The following is a 22,715-nucleotide window of genomic DNA, read 5'->3' on the forward strand; positions in this document are numbered from 1 at the left end:
TATCCGAGCAGTTCCGACTGAAGGTATTCGAGCAGTTCCGTATGACCGAGGAGTTCCGCATGACCTCAGCCAAGAAGCCGGGCACGGGAATCTGCGCGGGCCGCGTCGTGATCGTCACGGGCGCGGGCCGTGGCCTCGGCCGTGCGCACGCGCGCGCCTATGCCGCGGAAGGTGCCCAGGTCGTGGTGAACGACCTGGGTGTGGGGGCCGACGGCTCCGGGGCGTCCGGTGGGCCGGCGCACGAGGTCGTCGAGGAGATCCGCGCGGCGGGCGGCGAGGCCGTCGCGCACGGCGGTGACATCGCCACGTCCGATGGCGCCGCGTCCCTGGTGCGGGCCGCGCTCGACACGTACGGAAGCCTCGACACCCTGGTCAACAACGCGGGGTTCCTACGGGACCGGATGCTGGTCAACCTTGAGGAGGACGACTGGGACGCGGTGATGCGCGTCCATCTGAAGGGGCACTTCCTGCCGATGAAGCACGCTGCGGCGTACTGGCGCGGCGAGGCGAAGGCGGGGCGCGCGCGGCACGCGTGCGTCATCAACACCAGCTCCGGTGCCGGGCTTTTGGGGAGCGTGGGGCAGGGCAACTACAGCGCGGCCAAGGCCGGGATTCTCGGGCTCACCTTGGTGGCCTCCGCGGAATTCGCCTCCTACGGAGTGCGGGTGAACGCCATCGCGCCTGCCGCGCGCACACGGATGACGGAGAGCACCTTCGCGGAGACCATGGCCGCGCCCGAAGGCGGCGGCTTCGACGCGATGGCCCCGGAGAACGTGTCGCCGCTCGTGGTGTGGCTCGGCTCCGAGTCGTCCGCGGGGGTCACGGGACGTGTCTTCGAGGCCGAAGCGGGGCGCATCACCGTCATGGAGGGCTGGCGGCCGGGGCCGACGGCCGACAAGGGTGCACGCTGGACCCCGGCGGAGGCGGGTGACTCGGCGCTCGAGCTGCTCGGCGGGGCAGAGGTGCCTCAACCGGTGTACGGGGCTCGGTAAGGCCGTCCGCCGCGCCGAGCGACGATCCTCAGGCCCCGGACGCCACCCGCACCGGATCCGTGCCCTCCGCGCTGTGCCGCTCCGCCCAGTTCTCCAGCGACGTATGGCAGGCGTGGTCCAGATGCCGCAAGCCCGTGAGGTCGAGTTCGACCGGGCGGTCCGGGGGCAGGGATTCCAGCGCGTCCAGGAGCTTGGGGAGCCGCAGGAACGTGGCGTTGCCCGACAGGTGCACATGGATCGGACCCACGCCCTTGTCGACGACGTCCACGTGCACGTGTGACGTCTCCCAGGCGGACTTGACCACGGCGAGCACCAGACCGATGAGGACCCCCTCGAACATGTTCACCGTGACGATCGCCGTGGCCGTCACGACCAGGACCACCGCCTCGCCGCGGTGCTCGCGCCACAGGTGCGCCAACTGCCGTACCGGGATGAGCTTGCAGCCCGCGTGCACGAGGACGCCCGCGAGGGTCGCGACCGGGATGAGGCCGAGCGCCGAGGGCAGCAGCGCCGCGAAGAGGAGCAGCCAGACGCCGTGCAGGACGCGGGAGGCCTTCGTCCGCGCGCCCGCCCGCACGTTGGCCGAGCTGCGGACGATGACCGCGGTCATCGGCAGCGCGCCGAGCAGCCCGCTCACGGTGTTGCCCGCGCCCTGCGCCATCAGCTCCTTGTCGTACGACGTGCGCGGGCCGTCGTGCATGCGGTCCACGGCGGCCGCGCTGAACAGGCTCTCCGCCGACGCGATCAGGGCGAACGCCAGGACGGTGCCGACGGCACCGAAACTCATCAGCTCCCCGAAGGCGGCGGCGTCCGGCACCCGCACCGCCTCGACGAGCCCCTGCACCTCGACGGTGGCCACCGGCAGGGAGAAGAGCAGCGAGGTACCCATGGCGAGCACCACGGCGGCCAGCGGCGCGGGGACCACGCGGATCTTCGGGGGGAGCCTGTGCCAGCACACGAGGACGACGATGGTGCCCACGCCGAGCCCGAGGGCGGCGAGGGCACGTTCCGAGCCGATCACGCCGGTGAGCATCCCCGGCAGCCCGGTGATCTTGTCGAGGCCGCTTCTGGGGGCCTCGCTGTCCGTCATGGCGTACAACTGCCCGGCGATCAGGATGAGTCCGATCCCGGCGAGCATGCCCTCGACGACCGCCACGGAGATGGCGCGGAAGAAGCGGCCGAGGCGAAGGAAGCCCATGACCAGCTGGAGGAGCCCGGCGGCGAGCACGAGGGCGCCGAGCGCGGCGAGACCGTACTGCTGCACGGCTTCGTACACGAGCACGGTGAGTCCCGCGGCGGGACCGCTGACCTGGAGGCTGCTGCCGGGCAGCAGGCCGGTGACGAGACCGCCGACGATGCCGGTGATCAGACCCAGTTCGGCGGGTACTCCGGAGGCGACGGCCACGCCCGCACACAGCGGCAGGGCGACGAGAAAGACGATTACGGAGGCCACGAAGTCGTGTCGTACGCCGTCGGGAGGTGTGAACACCGAGCGGACGCGGTCGAGCAGGGGGGCAGGGGAAGGCTGCATGTCGGTTGACTCCTGAGCGCCGTGGGGGGCGCATCGGTGTGACGTGGACCGGTTCGGGTCCGGCCGACGGCGCGTCAGGCGGGAGGGCCTGGCGGAATGGCCGTGCCGGAGGGCCCGATCAGCAGCGGAAGACCTGGAGGAGGGCCGGTAGTTCGCGGCCCGCGGGTTTCGTCCCGGGGTGGGCGACGGCAATGGCGCGGCACGCGCGCGTGCCGTCGTCCGCCGTCGTGGCCGGATGGGCGTGCAGCTGGGGAGCCGTGTCGGGGGTGAGGTCACGGCAGTGCGGGCGCCCACGCGCCGGGAAACGCTCGGACTCCTCGGGGTGACTGTCCCCGCCGCACTGGGCGTACGGCGCCGTGGCAGGTGGCGTACGCGATTCCATAGCGGACGCGTCTTCGTTGGCCCCGTGCGCGAAGAACTGGACGATCACCAGGAGCACGGCGATCAGCGCCGCGGACAGCATCCGCCTGCGCACCCCGGCTCCCGTCACAGTGGCAAAGTCCTCACGTGGCCGCGTAACTCCCATGGTCACCAAGTAACTTAACCGCCGGAACCGTCACCTGAGTGACCATGCGGTGACGTGGCGCGACAGCCACCCTTCGATCAGGTGTGCGTGACACGGCTGCGCGGGCGGGGCGTGCGGTCCCCGCCCGGCCCGGGTGGTCTCAGCGCACGTTGCGGCCCGCCGGTCAGCTGCGGCTTCCGCGCCCGAATTACGCCACCCGAAACCCCCGCGAAACCACCCCACCGCGCCGCCCGCCTACACTCCGGCCCATGGCGCGGATCCTGCCCTTCCAGCCCAGGCGGCTTCCCACCGGCGGCGAGAGCGGGCCCGCCCTGCGGTTCCGCACCGTGCACGGCTACCGGCGCGCGTACCGCGTCGCGGGTGAGGGACCGGCGATCCTGCTGATCCACGGCATAGGCGACTCTTCCGCGACGTGGGCCCCGCTGATCCACCGACTGGCCCGCACCCACACCGTCATAGCCCCCGACCTGCTCGGCCACGGCGCGTCCGAGAAGCCCCGGGCCGACTACTCGGTGGCCGCGTACGCCAACGGGGTCCGGGACCTGCTCGGTGTGCTCGGCGTCGAGCGGGTCACCCTCGTCGGGCATTCGTTCGGCGGCGGGGTCGCGATGCAGTTCGCCTACCAGTTCCCCGAGCGCGTCGACCGACTTGTCCTCGTGAGCACCGGAGGCGTCGGCCCGCAGGTCACCCCTGTGCTGCGGGGGGTCTCGCTGCCCGGCGCCGCGCTGTTGCTCTCCCTGCTCGGGCTGCCCGGCGCCGATCTGCCGGTCCGGGCGACCGTCGCGCTCCTTCGGCTGCTCGACACCGGGCTCGGGCAGGACGCGCCGGAGCTGATGGGCCTGGTCGACGCGCTGCCCGACGTGTGGGCGCGGGCCGCGTTCATCCGCACGCTGCGGTCGGTCGTCGACTGGCGCGGCCAGGTGGTCACGATGCTGGACCGCTGCTACCTCGCCCAGGGCATGCCCACCCTCATCGTCTGGGGCGACCGGGACGGCGTCCTTCCGGTCGACCACGCGTACACCGCGCACGAGGCGATGCCCGGCAGCCGCCTCGAAATCTTCCCGGGGGCCGGTCACTTCCCCTTCCACGCCGATCCGGTGCGCTTCCTCGGGCTCGTCGAGGAGTTCATCGGGGCGACGGAACCGGCCAGTTGGAGCATCGATCAGTGGTGGCGTCTGCTGCGGGCGGGGCGGCCGGGCGACGAGGCGTACGTGGACGCGATGGAGCGGCGGTATCGCGAGGCGAGCGAGCGGAGCGCCACCTAGCCGGGGCGCTCAGGGGCAGATGGACCCTAGGCCGCCTTCCAGACCGTCATGTCCGCGCTCAGAAAGCTGACCCCGTCCTGCGGCATCGCGGTCGACTTCACCAGGACCACGAGCAGGGCGATGTCTCCGGAGGGGTTCTTCACGCAGATCTCGCTGCCGGCCGCCACCGCGGCCAGCGGCAGGTTGTGACCGGTGGCGCCCTTGAGGAGGGTGCGGCACGTGTCGAGGGTGGCCCCGGGCTTGCCGTACAGCGGGGTGATCACACTGGTGTCGCTTGTCAGCGAACAACTGCTCTGCCCGCAGACGAAGCGGAGGTCGCCCTTACGGTCCTTGCGGTCCACCGGCTCCGTGAGGCTCACGGAGTTCTTCTCGTCGAACCACGTCTGGGGGTGCGCGACGGGGCGCGGCGGGGTGGAGGCGTCGGCGGACGGGCGTGACCCGCCTGACGCCCGGTCGCTCTTGCCGCCGGAGCCGGAGCCGGAGCCCGCATTCCCGTCGGTCTCCTCGCCCCCGGATTTCTCACCGGCCGCCGCTCGCTCGCCGTCCCCCGAGGTTCCTCCGGACGCCGATCCGGATCCCGACCGTTCGGATGCCGCCGAACCGGACTGCGACGACGCGTCCCGCTTGCGGAGCAGGTCCGTCGCGTCCATGACCGTCCACGTCAGGCCCGTCACAAGGAGCGCGCCTGCCGTCGCGGCCGCCGTGATCAGTGTGTTCCGTCTTCGGCGGGCCCGCCGGGCGTCCTCCCCCGTGGGCGCCGTCGGCCGCGGTGGTGGCGCGAACAACGGCTGCGTCGCCACCGGGGTGGGGTGCGGAACCGGAGCCGGAACCGTCACTTCAGGCCCCGCGATCTCCCGCCAGACGGCAGGCCCCGCGCCCGCGTCGACCTCCCGGCCCAGGCGCTGGCGGCACCAGTCGACGATCTCCGCCGGGGTGGCCCGGTCCCGCGGATCGGCGGCCAGACACTTGGCGAACAGCGGACGCAGTTGCGCGGGCAGCAGGGAGAGGTCGGGCTCGGAGTGCACGATCCGGTACAGCACGCTGACCGAGGGGCCGTCCCCGTACAGCGGCTCGCCCAGTGCCGCGAACGCCGCGGTCTGGCCGAGCGCGAAGATGTCGGTGGCCGCCGTGACCGCGCCCCCGGACGCCTGCTCGGGGGCCATGAACTGAGGGGTTCCCGCGGCGGAACCGGTGACGGTGTGCGGCGATGTGACGCTGGAGGTCAGGGAGATGCCGAAGTCGATGACACGCGGTCCGTCGGCCGCGAGGAGCACGTTCGACGGCTTCAGGTCCCGGTGGACGATTCCGGCGCCATGGATGGCCTGCAGCGCCTCGGCGATCCCCGCCATCAACCACAGCACCGCGGGAACCGGCAGCGGTCCGCGCCGGGCCACGGCTTCCGACAGGGAGGGCCCGGGCACGTACAGCGTGGCCAGCCAGGGCGGCACGCCGTCCGCGTCGGCGTCGATCAACTCGGCCGTGTAGGCGCCCCGGACCCGCTGGGCCGCCCTTATCTCCCGGCCGAACCGGCGGCGGAATGCCGGGTCGTCGGCCAGCTCGGGCCGTACGACCTTGATCGCGACCGGGCGGCCGCCCTGCGTGTGCGACAGATAGACCCGGCCCATGCCTCCCGCGCCGAGCCTGGCGGCGAGACGGTAACCGGCCACCGTGCGCGGATCGTCCCCCTGCAACGGCTGGAACACCTCAGTCGCGCGGTTCATCAACCCTCGCCCCCCTGCTTCCCTGCTCCCCGGACCCCCTGATCAGACCCCTGATCAGAAGCAGCCTAAAGGGTGCTCCGCGGGGCTACTCCTCCGCGAGGACCCGCTGTGCCACTGCGAACGCCGAGTTGGCCGCGGGTACACCGCAGTAGACCGCCGTCTGGAGCAGCACCGCGCCGATCTCCTCGGGGGTGAGCCCGATGCGGCGAGCCGCCCGGATGTGCATGGCCAGCTCGTCGTGGTGCCCGTGCGCGACCAGGGCCGTCATGGTGATCATGCTGCGTTCGCGGCGCGCGAGGGTGGGGTCGGTCCAGATCTCGCCCCAGGCATAGCGGGAGATGAAGTCCTGGAAGCGGGCCGTGAAGGGGGTGCTGTTGCCCTGCGCGCGGTCCACGTGCGCGTCGCCGAGCACGGCCCGCCGGACCGCCATGCCGCTCGCGGCCGCCCCCGCCAAGTGCGTGCGCAGCGCCGCGACCACGGCCTCCGGGCGCTCCGCGGGCGCCAGATGGGAGGCACCCGCCAGCTCCGTGAGGGAGGCGCCCGGTACGGCATCGGCGATCTCGCGTGCGTGGGCGGGCGGCGTCGCGGGGTCCTCGCGGCCGGCGACGACGAGCGTGGGCGCGGTGATCGATGCCAGCGCGTCCCTGATGTCGTACGCCGCCAGCGCGTCGCAGCAGGCCGCGTACGCGTCGGGGTCGGTGGTCCGGTGGTCGTCCACCAGGCGGGGGACGGTGAAGCCGGGGGTGAACCAGCGCTCCGGGGCGCTCTGCGCCAGCGAGTCGAGTCCTTCGCGGCGAACGAGCGCCGCGCGCTCCTCCCAACGGGCGCTGCCGCCGAAGTGTGCGGAGGAGCAGATCACGGCGAGGCTCTCGATCCGCTCCGGGTGGTGTGCGGCCAGGTGCAGGCCGACGGCGCCGCCGAGGGAGACGCCCGCGTACGCGAAGCGGTCGACGCCGAGCGAGTCGGCGAGCGTGAGGACGAGCGCCGCCAGGTCGGCGACGGTCGCTCCCGGGCCGATCAGGTCGGCGGGGGACTTGCCGTGGCCGGGCAGGTCCCAGCGGATGACCCGGTGGGTGGTGGAGAGTTCGGGCGCCACGGCGTCCCACAAGGCGGTGGAGGTGCCGACGGACGAGCCGAGGAGGAGGGGCGGCGCGGTCGGGGCGCCCTCACTGGTGTGGTGCGGCAGCTTGCCGGTCATCGTCGCTCCAGGGCTCGGTCGGTGAGGGCTCCGGCGGAGCCGGTGTAACGGGCGGGGCCGGTGAGTTCGGTGAGATCCACGGAGGCGAGACCGGGTTCCTCGGCGAGTACCTCCGCGAGGGTCCTGCCCTCGTCGCGGGTACGACGGGCCGCCGAGGTGAGCAGCTCCTTCGCGCGGGCCCGGCCCAGAAGCGGCGTCAGCTCGGCGGTGAGCCGCTCGGAGACGATCAACCCATGGGTGATACCGAGGTGTTGGTGCATCGCCTCCGGATGCACCCGGAGGTTCTCGGCGAGCTCCGCCGCGTGGTGGCACGCGCCGCCCACCGTGCGCAGGAGGTCGCGCAGGGTCTCCCACTCCGCGTGCCAGGCCCCTGCCGGGCGTTCGTCCTCGGCGGCCATCGACGCGTGCAGCGTCGCGGCCAGCGCGGGGGCGCGGCGGGCGGCGGCCGCGACGAGGGTGGAACGCACGGGGTTCGCCTTGTGCGGCATGGCGGAGGAACCACCGCCCGCCCCTTCGGAAAGCTCGGCGATCTCCGTGCGACCGAGGGTGAGGACATCCACGGCCACCTTGCCCAGGGCCCCGGCGACAAAGGCGAGAGCTCCGGCGAGGTCGGCCACCGGGGTACGGAGGGTGTGCCAGGGCAGAGCGGGTTCGGCCAGCCGCAGTTCCCGGGCGTAGACGGCAACGAGCTTTTCGGCGAGTCCGCGTTCCGCCGGGGGAGTGGTGGCTGGGGACATGGGGCCCCCGTACGCCTCGAAAGCCGCCAACGTGCCCGCCGCGCCGCCCAGTTGGGCCGGGAGCGCGTCTCGCACCGTCCGCGCCCTGTCCCGTGCGTCCAGGGTCAGTGATCGCCAGCCCGCCGCCTTGAGGCCGAACGTCGTGGGGACCGCGTGCTGGGTCAGGGTGCGGCCCGGCATCACCGTGTCCCGGTGTTCCGCCGCTAGGCGGGCCAGTGCCGACTCCGTGCGGGTCAGGTCCGCCAGGATCAGGTCGAGCATGTGCCGCGCGACCAGCATCATCGCGGTGTCCATGATGTCCTGGCTCGTCGCCCCCCGGTGGACGTACGGCGCGGCCTCGGCGGGCACCGCCGCCGTCAGGTCCGCGACCAGCGGGATCACCGGATTGCCGCCGGACCGCGCGCGGAGCGCGATGTCGCGTACGTCGAAGCGGTCGACGGAAGCCGCCGCGGCGACGGCCGTCACCGCCTCCGCCGGGGCCAGGCCCACCTCGGCCTGAGCCCGCGTCAGCGCCGCTTCCGCGTCCAGCATCGCCTGCAGGAAGGCCGTGTCGCCCGTCGCTGACTCGGCCGGGGAGCCCGCTCGCCCGGGGGCGAGCAGGCCGACGTCGGTACCTTCATCACTCACTGGAACTCCAGGAACACCGTTTCGCCCTCGCCCTGAAGGCGGATGTCGAAACGGTACGTGTGGCTCGCCTCGGAGCAGGCGATCAGCGTCGTGCGCCGCGCCGGTTCGAGGGAGCCGAGGAGCGGGTCGCCCGGCTCGTCGACCAGGTAGGCGCGCGTGTACAGGTGATGGAGCAGGCCGCGCGCGAAGACCGCGATCGCGATGTACGAGGCGCCGCCCGGCGGGAGCGTACGGATCGTCCAGTGGCCGTCCGCGTCGGTCGGAACGCGGCCGAACCCGGTGAACGCGACGCCGTCACGGCCTACGACCTCGCCGGTTACCGGGTCGTGCCGCAGCGATCCCGGCGCGCCCGTGCGGGAGCCGTCGGGCGCGGGCTGCCAGGTCTCGATGAGTGCGTCAGGGACGGGGTTTCCCGCGCCGTCGTACACGTGCCCGTGCAGGGTGATCGTGTCCGGGTGGCCGGTCGGCGCGACCTCGCCGCCCCGCGGGAAGGGCAGCGCGTAGCCGTAGAAGGGGCCGACCGTCTGCGAGGGAGTCGGAGCGTACGACATCAGTGGTGGTCGCCTTCCTCGAAGAGCGTCGCGGACGGGCCGTCGAGCACGATGTCCCAGCGGAAGCCGAGCGACCACTCGGGGGCGGAGAGATCGTGGTCGTAGGCGGAGACCAGGCGTGCTCGCGCCGACTCGTCGGTGACCGAGCGCAGGACCGGGTCGTAGGGGAACAGTGGATCACCCGGGAAGTACATCTGCGTCACCAGGCGCTGGGTGAACGCGGTGCCGAAGAGCGAGAAGTGGATGTGCGCGGGGCGCCACGCGTTGACGTGGTTGCGCCACGGGTACGCGCCCGGCTTGATCGTCGTGAAGGAGTACGTTCCTTCGTCGTCGGTCAGGCAGCGGCCGAAGCCCGTGAAGTTCGGGTCGAGCGGAGCCGGGTGCTGGTCCAGCTGGTGGGCGTAACGGCCGGACGCGTTGGCCTGCCACAGCTCGACCAACTGGCCGCGTACGGGCCGCCCTTCGCGGTCCAGGACGCGGCCTGACACGGTGATCCGCTCGCCGAGCGGCTCGCCCAGGTGCTGGCGCGTGAGGTCGCGGTCGAGCGCGGTGATGTCGGTGACTCCGAACGCGGGGCCGCTCAGCTCCACCGCCTCCGGGTCGCGCAGCGGGACCAGCGGCTGCTTCGGGTGGCGGAAGTGGCTGCTGCGGTACGGGGGATAGTCACGCGGCGGGTGGTCGGAGGGCGCGGCAGCGGCCTGCGCCTTGGCGACCTCGGTGTCTATCTCCCGCTGGCTGAGCCCGTCGGGCAGGGGTTCGGTGAGGGTCATGTCTCTCGGCTCCGTGAGGACGGCGTGCTGGGGAGTGTGGGGATCGCGAAGGGGGGGTGCGGTCAGCGTTCGAGGACCAGGGCCAAGCCCTGGCCCACGCCGATGCAGAGAGTGGCGACGCCCGTGCCAGAGCCGCGCCGGGCGAGCTGGTGGGCGACGGTCCCGGCGAGTCGCGCGCCGGACGCGCCGAGTGGATGGCCGAGCGCGATCGCGCCGCCGAGCGGGTTCAGGACGGCCGGGTCGAGGTCGGGCCATTCGGCCGCGCACCCCAACACCTGTGCCGCGAAAGCCTCGTTCAGCTCAAGGGTGCTCAGATCGCCGAAGGACCTGCCCGCCTTCGCGAGCGCGCGGTTGACGGCCTCGACCGGCGCGAGACCGAAGTAGTGCGGCTCGGTCGCGGACACGGCGGACGCCGAGACGCGGGCCAGCGGCTCACGACCCGTCGCCCGCAGGCCCTCCTCGTCGACCAGGAGCAGCGCGGAGGCACCGTCGTTGAGCGGTGAGGCGTTGCCAGGTGTGACCGTCCCGTCCGGGGTACGGAAGGACGGTTTCAGCTTGGCCATGGCCTCCAGGGAGGCGTCGGCGCGTACGCACTCGTCACGTGCGAAGAGAACGGGCTCGCCCTTGCGCTGCGGGAGGGAGACCGGGGCGATCTCCGCGTCGAACAGGCCCTTCTGCTGTGCTGCGGCGGCCTTCTGATGGCTGCTCAGGGCGTACGCGTCCTGCTGCTCGCGCGTGATGCCGTGCTTGTCCGCGATCAGTTCGGCGCTCTCGCCAAGCGGGATCGTCCACTGCGGCTCCATCTTCGGGTTGACCATGCGCCAGCCCAGAGTGGTGGAGTACAGCTCGGTGTGCCCGGCGGGGAAGGGGCGGTCGCTCTTGGGCAGGACGTAGGGGGCGCGGGTCATCGACTCGACCCCGCCGGCCAGGGCGATGGAGACGTCGCCGAGCGCGATGGCCCGCGCTGCCTGGATGACGGCTTCGAGCCCGGAGGCGCAGAGCCGGTTGACGGTCACGCCCGGCACCGTCACGGGGAGACCGGCGAGCAGGGCGGCCATGCGGCCGACGTTGCGGTTCTCCTCGCCCGCGCCGTTCGCGTTGCCGAAGTAGACGTCGCCGATCCGGGAGGGGTCCAAGTCGGGTGTGCGGGCGAGGAGTTCACGGATCGCGTGCGCGCCGAGATCGTCCGGGCGGACCCCGGCCAGCGCGCCGTTGTACCTGCCGACGGGGGTGCGTACGGCGTCGACGATGTAGACGTCACGCAGGCTCATGACGGGGTTCCTCCGGAGTGTTCAGCGGAGAGGGCTTCGGAGAGGCGGACCGTGGCCGCTGTCTTCGCGGCGATCTCGCCGGGAGTGACACCGGGCGCCAACTCCACCAGTTCCAGGCCGGTTTTGGTGATGTCGAGGACGCCGAGATCGGTGATGATCCGGTTCACGCAACCCTTGCCGGTCAGCGGCAACGCGCACTCCTCCAGGATCTTGGGGGAGCCGTCCTTGGCGGTGTGCGTCATCGCCACGATCACCGTGCGGGCGCCGTGCACCAGGTCCATCGCGCCGCCGATCCCCGTGATCATCTTGCCCGGGATCGCCCAGTTGGCCAGGTCTCCGCGCGCGGAGACCTGCATGGCGCCGAGCACCGCGACATCGATGTGACCGCCGCGGATCATCCCGAAGGACAGGGCGGAGTCGAAGTAGGAGGCGCCGGGGCGGACGGTGACCGTCTCCTTGCCCGCGTTGATCAGGTCCGGGTCCACCTCGGCGTCGGTGGGGTAGCGGCCCACGCCGAGGATGCCGTTCTCCGACTCCAGGATGACCTCGACGCCCTCGGGTAGGTAGTTGGGGATCAGCGTGGGCAGGCCGATGCCCAGATTCACGTACTGCCCGTCGCGCAGCTCGCGTGCGGCGCGTGCGGCCATCTGCTCTCGCGTCCAGGCCATCAGTCGCCCACCGTTCCTCGTGCCGGCGGCGCGGAGACCGTACGCCGCTCGATCTGCTTGTCGGCGGCCTGCTCGGGGGTGAGCTCGACGACCCGCTGGACGTAGATCCCCGGCAGGTGCACCGCGTCGGGGTCGATCTCGCCCGGTTCCACGAGCTCCTCCACCTCGGCGACGGTGACCCGGCCGGCCATCGCGGCCAGGGGGTTGAAGTTGCGGGTGGACTTGTTGAACACGAGGTTCCCGTGCCGGTCGCCCTTGGCGGCCCGCACCAGGGCGAAGTCGGTCCGGATGCCGCGCTCCAGGACGTACTCCTGCCCGTCGAACTCCCGCACCTCCTTGGCCGGTGAGGCGAGCGCCACCCCGCCCGAACCGTCGTAGCGCCACGGGAGCCCGCCGTCGGCGACCTGTGTGCCCACCCCGGCAGGGGTGAAGAACGCCGGAATGCCGCAGCCTCCCGCGCGCAGCCGCTCGGCGAGCGTGCCCTGCGGGATCATCTCCACCTCCAGCTCGCCGCCCAGATACTGGCGGGCGAACTCCTTGTTCCCGCCGATGTACGACCCGGTCACCCGCGCGATCCGGCCCGCCGAAAGCAGCACGGCGAGGCCCGACTCCATCGCCCCGCAGTTGTTGGACACCACCCGCAGGCCCGACACGCCGGCCTCGTACAGCGCCGCGATCAGCACGCCGGGCACACCGCTCAGTCCGAACCCGCCGACCGCCAGGGACGCACCGTCCCCCACATCGGCCACCGCGTCGGCGGCCGAGGCCACCACCTTGTCCATCTGTCGAGCCCCATCTCTTCCAGGCCTTCGATGCCCCGTCCATTAATCAGGGCACTGACTATTTCCACGAGGTGCGGCTTACGCTGCCACTCGTTCCCTAAGCCGTCAAGGGCGAGTACTGTTCAGTGCACCTACAGAATTCGCGGGCCCGAACAGGCTCAAGGCAGTGGAGGAACTCATGGCCGCGGTGGACCTGACCACCCACCCCGGGCACCTGGCCCGGCGTCTTCAGCAGGCGCACTACCTGCTGTGGAACACGATGGTCTCCGAGGAGATCACCTCGCCGCAGTTCGCCGTCCTGAACGCGCTCGTCGCCGAGCCCGGCCTCGACCAGCGCACCGTCGGCGAGCGCGTCGGCCTCGACCGGTCCACCATCGCGGAGGTCATCAGCCGCCTGATCCGCCGCGCACAGCTCGACAAGGTCCGCGACCCGCAGGACGGCCGCCGGTATCTGCTGCACCTCACCGACGAGGGCAAGCGAACGCACCGCAAGCTGACGGTGCGCACGGCCCGGATGAACCAGGTCTTCCTCGGACCGCTCTCCGCGGCCGAGCAGACGGTGTTCTTCGACCTGATCCAGCGGGTCTCGGACGCGGCGGAGGGCCTGCGCAACCCCATCGAGCCCGTCCCCGCCCACCAGGGCTGAGTCACGCCTTCGCGTACACCACCCACACCTGCCCCTTCGCGAACGGCAGCGCTTCGCCGTCGTCCGCCGTCGTGAACTCCGTGCCGTCCTGCGCGGCGGGCCGCTCCCAGCGCGCCTCGTAGGCACGGCCGTCCCGCAGGACCCGCGCCTTGCCGGACCCGACGGTCTCGGTGAACGGTGTGTTGTTGCCCCCGCGGTCGTGGAACCGCGACTCGCGCACCTTCACGTACTGCACGACGACCGTCGAAGCGCCGAGCGCCTTGCCGTCGGCCGTGCGGGCCCGCGCGCCGTCCATGGAGACCAGCCAGCGCTTCTGTTCGGCGGCCCACGTAAAGGTGAACCGCGCAGCCGGGAAGCGGACGGTGCGCTCGCGCTCCGGGGTGCCGCCCTTGGGGCGCGGGCCGAAGCTGAAGCCGGTGCTCTCCAGACCTCCGTCGCCCGGATCGGCGTCCAGTGCCTTCGGACGTACGAAGAGGTTGTGCGGGGCAGGCTTGTCGGCGCCGCGGAAATAGGCGTTGCCCGGCGCCTTGCCGGGCGACAGCTGGCGCAGGGGAGCCGCCGAGATCAGCGGGAGGAGCTTCGACTGCGCCCCGGAGAACACGAGCGCCGGGTCGTCGAACTGCCGCAGCAGCTCCAGGTCCGTCTCCCGCGCGCTGCGCACCGGGCCGACGACCGGCGGCAGCTTGCCCGCGTACACCGCCATGAGGCGGCTCAGACCGGCCTCGACCTGCTCCGCGTACACGACGTCCGCCGCGTCCAGGCCCGTCTGCGGGCGGGCCGGACCCACGTTGTCGATCTTCACGGCGAGCACGCGCCCACCGTCGGGATCCTTGGCGTCGCCCTCGCCGGTCCGGCTCAGGGTGCAGCCGGGTGCCAGGGCCAGGGCGGCGACGGCCGCCACCGCCGCCGCCGTCGTGCGTCGTGTCCGTGTCCGCGTTCCCATACGGGGGTCCTACCCCGTACGCCCCTGCTCTCCCGCCCTCAGCCCAGATCGAGGGCGTTGCGCAGACCGAGCCGGTAGCGGGTGCGGTCGTGGCGCTTGAGGAGCTCGATCGCCGGAGCGCGGTACAAGGAGGCCACCGTGCAGGGCTCGGCATCCGAACCGACCCTCGTCAGGACGGCGTTCACGGCCTGGCGTGCCGACGTGTTGGCGCCCTCCATCGTCGCGAGGTCGATCGGCACGGCCACGTAGTCACCCGCCAGGCAGAGGTTGGGGATCTTCGTCGCCGCCGACGGGCGGTTGTGCAGGGTGCCGACCGGGTGGATGAGCAGTTCGTCCTCGTTGGTCGGGTTCGGCGTCCCGATGCCGTCGACGCCGGGGTCGAGGAACCACGAGTGCAGCTTGCCGTCGCTCAGGACCACTTTGCCGGTGTCGTTGAGTGCGGCCTTGAGCTGCGCCCACACCTCCTTGGCGACCTCGTCGCGCGTGCACTGCTTGGCGGTCTTGCCGTAGAGGATCCCCGGCTTGTCCCACTCGGAGATGTCCACGGAGAGGCACTCGACCGCGACGCCGTCCCCGTAGTCCGCCGGGAAGTCGCGCTCCGTCCAGTGGCCCGCCTGGGCGATGCCCGTGAGCGACCAGGGCGAGTCGATGCAGTTGAAGTGACCCTTGACGGTGGGCGGACGCTCCGTCAGATAGAACTGGATGCCCGTCATCCAGTCCGTCTCCAGCTTGTCGCAGCGCGCCAACTGCGGGTCAGCCGCCCTCAGTTCGGCGCTCCACGTCTTGCGCGCGTGCTCCACGGGCATGGCCTGGATGTAGTGGTCGGCGGTGATGTCGCGGCGTACGCCGTCGGGGTCCTCGATGACGGCCTTGGAGATGCGACCGTCCGCGAAGCCCAACTGGCGCACGCTCCAGCCGATCCGGAACTCCACGCCGAGGGACTTCAGATGGGCCACCCAGGGATCGATCCACGCCTCGTTAGTCGGCGCGTTCAGGAGCCGGTCCGGCGGGCCGTCCGCGCCCTGCCCGAGCGCGTTGAAGACGAAGGCCTCGCCGAGCGTGCCGACGGTGCGGGTGCTCGCCTCCTCGGCCTTGGTGGCGACGATGTTGCGGGTGACGCCGATCGCGAGGATGCGCTGGTAGTCCTTCGACATCTTCGCGGCGCGCGTGAACTCCCACCAGGGCGTCGACTCCCAGGTGCTGTCGCGCCGTTCGTCGCAGCTCGTGAGGAAGACCAGGGCGCGGTTCACGAAGTACGCGACCTCGTGCGCGGGCAGGTTGAAGGCGGTGTCTAGGAGCGCGGTGAGCGCCCGCGCGATGTCGTCCAGGCTGAGCTTCTCCGGCTCGCTGCCCGGCCACGGGATCGGCATCCGGATGTCCTCCCGTCCGGTGCGCGCGAACGACATCTCGCGCGGCGCCGCGAGGTTGTCCCAGACGCCGTTCGCGTTCCCGGGGAAGGGGATGCGCCGCATCGTGTCCGGGAGGTTGTGGTAGATCCCCGGGATGAAACGGAACCCGTGCTCACCCGGCAGCGGCTTCCGGTTGCCCTTCGCGCTGTCCGGTACGTCCATGCTGCGGGCCTTGCCGCCGAGGGCCCTGCGCTCATAGACCGTTACGGCGAAGCCGCGCTCGGCCAGCTCGTGCGCGGCGGTCAGTCCTGCTACGCCGCCGCCAAGGACGGCCACGGAGACCTGCGCCTCCGGATCTGCCCGCGGGGCGCGGTCCGCGGCCGCCGCAGGAAGCGCTCCCGCGCCGAGCGCCACCGCCGCAGCGCCGCCCGCAGCCGCCGCCCCCGCGACGAACGTCCGCCTCGTGCTGCCCGCAGCTCCCGAGTACCCCATGCACCGGCCCCCTTACCGTAAGTAACTCCCGTGTCAGGCGCTGGAGCTTACGGTCGGCGCTCATGGGGTGGAAGCGGCGCGAGGTCAGGGGCGTGAACATTGGCGCGATCGCGCTCCCGGCACGGTTCCGGGGACGGCGGCGCGGGGTGGTGTGACGTGCGTATGGCCGGAGTGCGAAGGCTGCGTTTCCGGAATGCCGGGGCGGGCGCGATGACTTGACCCTCTCTTGATGCCGTGGCTAGTTTCGACGCCATGCGAATATCCCGGCGGTTCAAGCAGCGGCGCGCTGTTGATCTGATGCGCGTGGCCACCGCTCTGTGTAGCTGACCTTTCGCAACGCTTCGTGATGAGCCGCGGGGAAATTCCCCGGCGGTCTTCCCTTGCCGTGTAGGTCCGCACTCCGGGAAAGAATTCATGCCCACACATATGCGGGCGGCGCTCGGCGCTGCCCTCCTCGTCCCCCTGCTCCTGGCCGGTTGCGCAGACAACGCCACCTCCACCACGACCGTCGACGCCAAGCAGGTCTCCGCCAAGATCCCCGCGAAAGTGGATCCGGACACCACCCTCACCATCGGGGCGCCGGACACCCAGGTCGCCCTGAAACTCTCCGGACAGCTCGACAAGCTGCCCTTCAAGGTGAAATGGGCGAACATCAGCGGCGGCCCCCAGTGCTCCGAGGCATTCAGGGCGCATTCCCTCGACGTGTGCTCGGCGGCGGAAATTCCGTCCATCCACGCCCATTGGACGGGACTCGACACGAAATTGGTCGCCGCCAAATACCGGAAGGAACCGCTCAAGCACCCCACGTACGAACTCGGCATCGCACCCGGCGCCGACATCGAAACGCTGAAAGACCTGCGCGGCAAGAAGATCGCCTACAGCCCCGGCCAGGCGCAGGGCGCCCTCGTCCTGCGCATCCTCGCCAAGGCCGGGCTCGCCAAGGACGACGTGGAGCTCGTCGAGCTGCCGAGCACCGGCGACGTCTACCCTTCCGCCCTCGGCAACGGCCAGGTCGACGCGGCGCCGCTCGGCGGGGTCAACATCAAGCGCTATCCCGCGAAGTACGGCAAGGACGGCGCGAAGACGATCCAGCACGGCCTGCGGGACGACCCCGGACATCTGTGGGTGCCGACCGAGTCGGTGCAGAACCCCCAGAAGGCCGCGGCCATAAGGGAGTTCGTGAAGGCCTGGGCGCGCGCTGCCGAATGGGCCGACGAACACCCCGACGAGTGGATCGCCGGCTACTACGTCAAGGATCAGGGCCTGACCCGCGCGGACGGCGAGTACCTGGTCAAGGGGATCGGTCATCCGGACATCCCGGCCGACTGGACCGACGCCATCGCGCGCCAGCAGAAGACCGTCGACCTGCTCGCGAAGGAGACCGGCAAGGAGACCTTCGACGCGGCGGTCCTCTTCGACCGGCGCTACGAATCGGTCGCCGCGGCAGCCGTCAAGTCCGTTGCGGGGGAGGGAACATGAGTGCCGACGCTCCTGTCCTGACCAAGGCCTCCCCACACCCCGAGCCCGTGGCCCACGTCCGCCGCAAGCCCCGGCGCCGCAGGCTCGGCCCCGGCAGGCCCGTCCCGTACGGCTGGGCGATCGGCCCCTTGTTGCTGCTCGCGCTCTGGTCGGTGGGGTCGGCCGCCGGGTTCATCGACGCCCGCAATCTCTCCGCGCCCTGGACCGTGGTCAGCACCGCCGGTGATCTGATAGCCGAGGGGCGGCTCCAGTCGAACCTCGCCACGTCCGCCCAACGCGCCCTCCTGGGCCTGCTGTTCGGCACTGCGGCCGGGCTCGCCCTGGCGATCGCCGCCGGGCTCAGCAGGATCGGCGAGGGCATCATCGACGGCCCCGTACAGATCAAGCGGGCCATCCCCTCGCTCGCGCTGATCCCGCTGCTCATCCTCTGGTTCGGCATCGGCGAGTCGATGAAGGTCATCACCATCGCGCTCGGCGTGTTCGTGCCCGTCTACATCCACACCCACAACGGCCTGCGGACGATCGACGGCCGCTACGCCGAACTCGCCGAGACCGTCCGGCTCTCCCGCACCGCGTTCGTGCGCCATGTCGTCCTGCCGGGAGCGCTGCCGGGCTTCCTGCTCGGCATGCGGTTCGCGGTGACCGCGGCATGGCTCTCGCTTGTCGTGGTCGAGCAGGTCAACGCCACGAGCGGCATCGGCTACATGATGGAGCTCGCCCGCACTTACGGGCAGACCGACATCATCATCGTCGGCCTCGTCGTGTACGGCCTCCTCGGTCTCGTCTCGGACGCACTCGTACGGCTCGTGGAGAGGAAGGCGCTGTCATGGCGACGCACACTGGCGGGCTGACGGTCCGGATCGAGAACCTGGTCCGCTCGTTCGGCGACCGGAAGATTCTGGACGGCCTCGAACTCCGCATCGCGGCAGGGGAGTTCGTGGCACTCCTGGGCCGCAGCGGCTCCGGGAAATCCACGCTGCTCCGGGCGCTCGCGGGACTCGACCACGAGGTCGCGGGAAGCGGAGACCTCGCGGCGCCCGATGATGTCTCGGTGGTCTTCCAGGACGCACGGCTGCTGCCGTGGAAGCGGGTCCTGGACAACGTCGCCCTCGGCCTGACGGGTGCCGGGGCACGGGATCAGGCCAGCGCGGCCCTCGCCGAGGTGGGTCTTGCGGGCCGGGAGCACGCCTGGCCCGCGGACCTGTCCGGCGGCGAACAACAGCGGGTCTCGCTGGCCCGCTCCCTGGTCCGCGAGCCCCAACTCCTGCTCGCGGACGAGCCGTTCGGCGCGCTGGATGCGCTCACCCGCATCAGGATGCACGCCTTGCTGCGACGCCTATGCGAGGCACACCGGCCCGCCGTGCTCCTGGTCACCCATGACGTCGACGAGGCGATCGCACTCGCCGACCGGGTGGTCGTCCTGGACGCCGGACGCATCGCGGCCGACCTACGGGTGGAGCTGCCCGCGCCGCGTGGACAGGGAAGCCCGGAGTACGCGGCGCTGCGGTGGCGGCTGCTGCGGCAACTGGGGGTTGATCCGGCCGAGGGCGACCCCGCACGGACCGACGACGTCCGGCACGACGCCGAGGAGAGGGACGAAGCCGAACGCGCCCCCGAGGAGCGGGACGAAGCCCAGCACGCCCCCAAGGAGAAGGCGGCTGTCGCATGAGCCCCCGCGAGCTGCACCTCAACCTCTTCGTCTACCCCGGCGGGCACCACGAGGCCGCCTGGCGGCACCACGCGTCCGACCCCTCCCGCATCCTGGACATCGACTTCTACCAGGACCTCGCACGGCGTGCGGAGGCCGCAACCTTCGACGGGATCTTCTTCGCCGACGGCCCGGCGCTCGCCGACAACGTCCGGTACGCGAGCCGTTTCCGCCTGGAGCCCTTCACCTGGCTCTCCGCGATCGCCGCCGTCACCTCGCGGATCGGCCTCATCGCGACCGCGTCCACCACCTACAGCGAGCCCTACAACCTGGCCCGCCTCTTCGCCTCGCTCGACCACCTCAGCCGGGGGCGCGCCGGCTGGAACATCGTCACCACCGGAGCCCCGCAGGCCGCCCTCAACTTCGGCCTCGACGCGCACCCCGTGCACGCCGAACGGTACGACAGGGCACGGGAGTTCCTCGATGTCGTCACCAAGCTCTGGGACAGCTGGGAGGACGACGCGCTCGTCGCCGACCAGAAGACCGGGCTCTTCGCGGACACCGACCGCATCCACGCCATCGACCACGAGGGTCCGCGCCTCAAGGTGCGCGGCCCGCTCAACACGCCGCGCACCCCTCAGGGCCGCCCCGTCTACGTGCAGGCAGGCTCGTCGGAGGACGGCCGTGCGTTCGCCGCCCGGTACGCGGAGGCGGTGTTCACCGCGCACCAGACCCTCCGCAACGGCCAGGACTTCTACGCCGACCTCAAGAAGCGGGCCGCGGGCCTCGGACGCGACCCCGGCAAGGTGCTCGTCCTGCCCGGCATCAGCCCTTTCATCGGCTCCACGGAGACCGAGGCGCGCGCCCTGCACGACGAGTACAACGAACTCACCCAGCCCGCGTACTCGTTGCAGCTCCTGCACCGCATGCTGGGGCTGCGCCTGACGGCCGAGGAACTGGACGGCCCCGTGCCGCGTGAGCTCATCGAGACCGGCGGTGAACGCGGCAACGGCAGCCGCTTCCAAGTCATCCTCGACATCATCGACCGCGAACAGCCCACCGTACGGGGCCTGTTGCATCGCCTGGCCGGGGCCCGCGGGCACCGCGTCATCGCGGGGACGCCGGAGCAGGTGGCCGACCAGATCCAGGAGTGGTTCGAGCAGGGTGCCGCGGACGGCTTCAACGTCATGCCGCCAGGGCTGCCCGGCGGCTTCGACCTCTTCGCGGACGAGGTCGTGCCGATCCTGCGGGCCCGAGGCCTGTTCCGCACCGCGTACACGGGCACGACCCTGCGCGACCACTACGGCCTCGCACGCCCGGACAGCCAGTACGCCGCGTGACCCGCTAACGCAGCACGTCCGCCAGGTCGTACCGGACCGGTTCCTCCAGCTGGGCGAACGTACAGCCGTCAGGGGTGCGGTCCGGTCGCCAGGTGCGAAAGCGCGCGGTGTGCCGGAAGCGCTGCCCGTTCTCCATGTGGTCGTACGCCACCTCGCAGACGCGTTCGGGGCGCAGCGGCACCCAGGAGAGGTCCTTCTTGCCCGTCCAGCGGCTCGGCGCGCCCGGCATCCGGGACGTCTCGTGGGCGGACTCGTCCCCCCAGGCGGCCCAGGGGTGGTCTTCGACCGACTCAAGACGCAGCGGTTCGAGCTCGTCGATGAGCTCCGCGCGCCGCCGCATGGAGAACGCGGCGCAGACCCCGACGTGCTGGAGGGTGCCCGAGTCGTCGTACAGGCCGAGGAGGATCGAGCCGACGACGGGGCCGCTCTTGTGGAAGCGGTAGCCGGCGACCACGCAGTCCGCCGTGCGCTCATGTTTGATCTTGAACATGAGGCGTTCGTTCTGCCGGTAGCGCAGGTCGAGCGGCTTGGCGATGACACCGTCGAGGCCCGCGCCCTCGTACTGCTCGAACCACTCCTGGGCCAGCTCCGGGTCCATCGTCGCGGGCGCGAGGTGGACGGGGGCGCTTACGCCCTCCAGGGCCTCGGTGAGGCGGGTGCGGCGGTCGGTGAGGGGAGTGTCGAGGAGGTCTTCGTCGTCCGTCGCCAGGAGGTCGAAGGCCACGAAGGACGCCGGGGTCCGCTCGGCGAGCGTGCGCACCCGGGACGCGGCCGGGTGGATGCGTTCGGTGAGCGCGTCGAAGTCGAGGTGGCCGTCCCGGGCGATCACGATCTCGCCGTCCAGGACGCAGCGGTCGGGCAGCCGGTCGAGAAGGGCCTCGGCCAACTCGGGGAAGTAGCGGGTCAGCGGCTTGCCCGTACGGCTGCCGATCTCCAGGTCGGCGCCGTCCCTGAAGACGATCGCGCGGAAGCCGTCCCACTTGGCCTCGTACTGCATGCCCGGCGGGATCCTCGCCACGGGTTTGGCGAGCATGGGCTTGACGGGGGGCATCACCGGCAGATCCATGCTCCGATTCTGGGCCCATACGTCACTTTGCGCCCGGTATGCGACTTGCGTCCGTAACGCCTAGCGTGGCCGCATGGGTGGTAAAGCGGTGGAGCTCGACGCGGGCGGGCGTACGGTGCGGCTCTCCAGTCCGGACAAGGTCGTCTTTCCGGAGCGGGGGTTCACCAAGCTGGACGTCGCCCGCTACTTCATCGCGGTCGGCGACGGGATCGTGCGCGCCCTGCGGGACCGCCCCACGACGCTCCAGCGCTTCCCGGACGGGGTCGCCGGCGAGTTCTTCTACCAAAAGCGCATCCCCAAGAGCCACCCCGACTGGATCCCCACGGCCACCATCGCCTTCCCCAGCGGACGCACCGCCGAGGAGATGTGCCCCACGGAAGTGGGCGCGGTCGTCTGGGCCGCCCAGTTCAACACGCTGACCTTCCACCCCTGGCCGGTACGGCGCGACGACACCGACCATCCCGACGAGCTCCGCATCGACCTGGACCCGCAGCCCGGCACGGACTACGCCGACGCGGTGCGTGCCGCGCACGAGTTGCGCGCGGTCCTGGACGAGTACGGCCTCCAGGGCTGGCCCAAGACGTCCGGCGGCCGTGGCCTGCACGTCTTCGTGCCGATCGAGCCGCGGTGGGACTTCTCCGGGGTGCGGCGTGCCGTGATCGCCTGCGGCCGCGAGCTGGAGCGCCGCATGCCGGACCAGGTCACCACCGCGTGGTGGAAGGAGGAGCGCGGGGAGAAGATCTTCGTCGACTACAACCAGGCCGCCCGCGACCGCACCATCGCCTCCGCCTACTCGGTGCGCCCCCGGCCGAACGCCCCCGTGTCCGCGCCGCTGCGCTGGGACGAGATCGACGACGCGGTGCCCGAGGACTTCGACATCGGCACGATGCCCGAGCGGTTCGCCCAGGCCGGCGACGTGCACGCGGACATGGAGAAGCACGCCTTCACCCTGGACGCACTCCTCGAACTCGCCGCCCGGGACGAGCGGGAACATGGCCACGGCGACCTGCCCTACCCGCCGGAGTACCCGAAGATGCCGGGCGAGCCGAAACGCGTACAGCCGAGCCGGGCCAGGCACGAGGACTGACAACGGCCCCCGCGCCCCGAGGCCGG

Annotated in this window: 21 protein-coding genes; 8 read left to right on the forward strand and 13 right to left on the reverse strand. The window is 71.5% G+C overall.

The features are described 5' to 3' along the window. Nucleotides 1-59: 59 nt before the first annotated feature. Nucleotides 60-992 carry an SDR family oxidoreductase gene (locus ACZ5U5_RS34060; RefSeq protein ID WP_469029470.1) on the forward strand — a complete coding sequence of 311 codons (933 nt, stop codon included), beginning with the start codon at nt 60-62 and terminating at the stop codon, nt 990-992. A 28-nt stretch (nt 993-1,020) separates the two neighbouring features. On the opposite strand, the gene ACZ5U5_RS34065 is transcribed toward ACZ5U5_RS34060, so the two are convergent. Continuing rightward, nucleotides 1,021-2,523, reverse strand: coding sequence for a SulP family inorganic anion transporter (locus ACZ5U5_RS34065; RefSeq protein WP_469029473.1), 1,503 nt, complete (start codon nt 2,521-2,523; stop codon nt 1,021-1,023). Between the two features lie 118 nt (nt 2,524-2,641). After that, a complete protein-coding gene (locus tag ACZ5U5_RS34070) occupies nt 2,642-3,013 on the reverse strand; it encodes a hypothetical protein (protein WP_469029476.1) in 372 nt (123 codons plus the stop codon). Nucleotides 3,014-3,297: 284 nt separating this feature from the next. Between ACZ5U5_RS34070 and ACZ5U5_RS34075 the strand changes: the two genes are divergently transcribed. Beyond that, complete coding sequence (locus ACZ5U5_RS34075; protein WP_469029479.1) at nt 3,298-4,314, forward strand: alpha/beta fold hydrolase; 1,017 nt, start codon at nt 3,298-3,300, stop codon at nt 4,312-4,314. Nucleotides 4,315-4,340: 26 nt separating this feature from the next. On the opposite strand, the gene ACZ5U5_RS34080 is transcribed toward ACZ5U5_RS34075, so the two are convergent. The 8 genes from ACZ5U5_RS34080 to ACZ5U5_RS34115 form a co-directional block, all read right to left on the reverse strand. Continuing rightward, a complete protein-coding gene (locus ACZ5U5_RS34080; RefSeq protein ID WP_469029482.1) occupies nt 4,341-6,035 on the reverse strand; it encodes a serine/threonine-protein kinase in 1,695 nt (564 codons plus the stop codon). A gap of 85 nt (nt 6,036-6,120) precedes the next feature. Next, complete coding sequence (pcaDC, locus tag ACZ5U5_RS34085; RefSeq protein WP_469029485.1) at nt 6,121-7,233, reverse strand: bifunctional 3-oxoadipate enol-lactonase/4-carboxymuconolactone decarboxylase PcaDC; 1,113 nt, start codon at nt 7,231-7,233, stop codon at nt 6,121-6,123. Next, on the reverse strand, nt 7,230-8,597 hold the full coding sequence (pcaB, locus tag ACZ5U5_RS34090) for a 3-carboxy-cis,cis-muconate cycloisomerase (RefSeq protein WP_469029487.1): 1,368 nt from the start codon (nt 8,595-8,597) through the stop codon (nt 7,230-7,232). Before pcaB ends, pcaDC begins: the two co-directional genes overlap by 4 nt. Further along, on the reverse strand, nt 8,594-9,148 hold the full coding sequence (gene pcaG / locus ACZ5U5_RS34095) for a protocatechuate 3,4-dioxygenase subunit alpha (protein WP_469029490.1): 555 nt from the start codon (nt 9,146-9,148) through the stop codon (nt 8,594-8,596). Before pcaG ends, pcaB begins: the two co-directional genes overlap by 4 nt. After that, nucleotides 9,148-9,918 (reverse strand): protocatechuate 3,4-dioxygenase subunit beta, encoded by a 771-nt coding sequence (gene pcaH / locus ACZ5U5_RS34100; RefSeq protein ID WP_469029493.1) that lies wholly within the window; start codon nt 9,916-9,918, stop codon nt 9,148-9,150. Before pcaH ends, pcaG begins: the two co-directional genes overlap by 1 nt. A 62-nt stretch (nt 9,919-9,980) precedes the next feature. Beyond that, a complete protein-coding gene (locus ACZ5U5_RS34105; RefSeq protein ID WP_469029827.1) occupies nt 9,981-11,183 on the reverse strand; it encodes a thiolase family protein in 1,203 nt (400 codons plus the stop codon). A gap of 2 nt (nt 11,184-11,185) precedes the next feature. Continuing rightward, the gene (locus ACZ5U5_RS34110; RefSeq protein WP_469029496.1) at nt 11,186-11,857 is read right to left on the reverse strand and encodes a CoA transferase subunit B; all 672 of its coding nucleotides are present in this window, start codon (nt 11,855-11,857) and stop codon (nt 11,186-11,188) included. Further along, complete coding sequence (locus tag ACZ5U5_RS34115; protein WP_469029498.1) at nt 11,857-12,639, reverse strand: CoA transferase subunit A; 783 nt, start codon at nt 12,637-12,639, stop codon at nt 11,857-11,859. The genes ACZ5U5_RS34110 and ACZ5U5_RS34115 overlap by 1 nt, the downstream gene beginning before the upstream one ends. A gap of 178 nt (nt 12,640-12,817) precedes the next feature. Here ACZ5U5_RS34115 and ACZ5U5_RS34120 point away from each other — a divergent pair, with 178 nt between their 5' ends. Then, nucleotides 12,818-13,285, forward strand: coding sequence for a MarR family winged helix-turn-helix transcriptional regulator (locus ACZ5U5_RS34120; protein ID WP_469029829.1), 468 nt, complete (start codon nt 12,818-12,820; stop codon nt 13,283-13,285). Nucleotide 13,286: 1 nt separating this feature from the next. On the opposite strand, the gene ACZ5U5_RS34125 is transcribed toward ACZ5U5_RS34120, so the two are convergent. Both ACZ5U5_RS34125 and ACZ5U5_RS34130 read right to left on the reverse strand, forming a co-directional pair. After that, nucleotides 13,287-14,228 (reverse strand): DUF3048 domain-containing protein, encoded by a 942-nt coding sequence (locus tag ACZ5U5_RS34125; RefSeq protein ID WP_469029501.1) that lies wholly within the window; start codon nt 14,226-14,228, stop codon nt 13,287-13,289. A gap of 38 nt (nt 14,229-14,266) precedes the next feature. Then, on the reverse strand, nt 14,267-16,069 hold the full coding sequence (locus tag ACZ5U5_RS34130) for a hydroxysqualene dehydroxylase (protein WP_469029502.1): 1,803 nt from the start codon (nt 16,067-16,069) through the stop codon (nt 14,267-14,269). Nucleotides 16,070-16,483: 414 nt separating this feature from the next. On the opposite strand from ACZ5U5_RS34130, the gene ACZ5U5_RS34135 reads away from it, so the two are divergent. Genes ACZ5U5_RS34135 through ACZ5U5_RS34150 form a run of 4 tightly spaced genes read left to right on the forward strand, consistent with a single transcriptional unit; the run spans nt 16,484 to nt 20,536 of the window. Then, a complete protein-coding gene (locus ACZ5U5_RS34135) occupies nt 16,484-17,548 on the forward strand; it encodes an ABC transporter substrate-binding protein (protein WP_469029505.1) in 1,065 nt (354 codons plus the stop codon). Continuing rightward, on the forward strand, nt 17,545-18,399 hold the full coding sequence (locus tag ACZ5U5_RS34140) for an ABC transporter permease (protein ID WP_469029507.1): 855 nt from the start codon (nt 17,545-17,547) through the stop codon (nt 18,397-18,399). Before ACZ5U5_RS34135 ends, ACZ5U5_RS34140 begins: the two co-directional genes overlap by 4 nt. Next, on the forward strand, nt 18,375-19,217 hold the full coding sequence (locus ACZ5U5_RS34145; protein ID WP_469029509.1) for an ABC transporter ATP-binding protein: 843 nt from the start codon (nt 18,375-18,377) through the stop codon (nt 19,215-19,217). Before ACZ5U5_RS34140 ends, ACZ5U5_RS34145 begins: the two co-directional genes overlap by 25 nt. Beyond that, nucleotides 19,214-20,536, forward strand: coding sequence for an LLM class flavin-dependent oxidoreductase (locus tag ACZ5U5_RS34150; protein WP_469029512.1), 1,323 nt, complete (start codon nt 19,214-19,216; stop codon nt 20,534-20,536). Before ACZ5U5_RS34145 ends, ACZ5U5_RS34150 begins: the two co-directional genes overlap by 4 nt. Before the next feature lie 4 nt (nt 20,537-20,540). Here the strand turns inward: ACZ5U5_RS34150 and ACZ5U5_RS34155 are convergent, their stop codons facing one another. Further along, a complete protein-coding gene (locus tag ACZ5U5_RS34155; RefSeq protein ID WP_469029514.1) occupies nt 20,541-21,602 on the reverse strand; it encodes an ATP-dependent DNA ligase in 1,062 nt (353 codons plus the stop codon). Between the two features lie 73 nt (nt 21,603-21,675). Between ACZ5U5_RS34155 and ligD the strand changes: the two genes are divergently transcribed. Next, nucleotides 21,676-22,689, forward strand: coding sequence for a non-homologous end-joining DNA ligase (ligD, locus tag ACZ5U5_RS34160; RefSeq protein ID WP_469029517.1), 1,014 nt, complete (start codon nt 21,676-21,678; stop codon nt 22,687-22,689). Nucleotides 22,690-22,715 lie beyond the last annotated feature (26 nt).

Source organism: Streptomyces sp. NPDC033177, assembly GCF_055577715.1.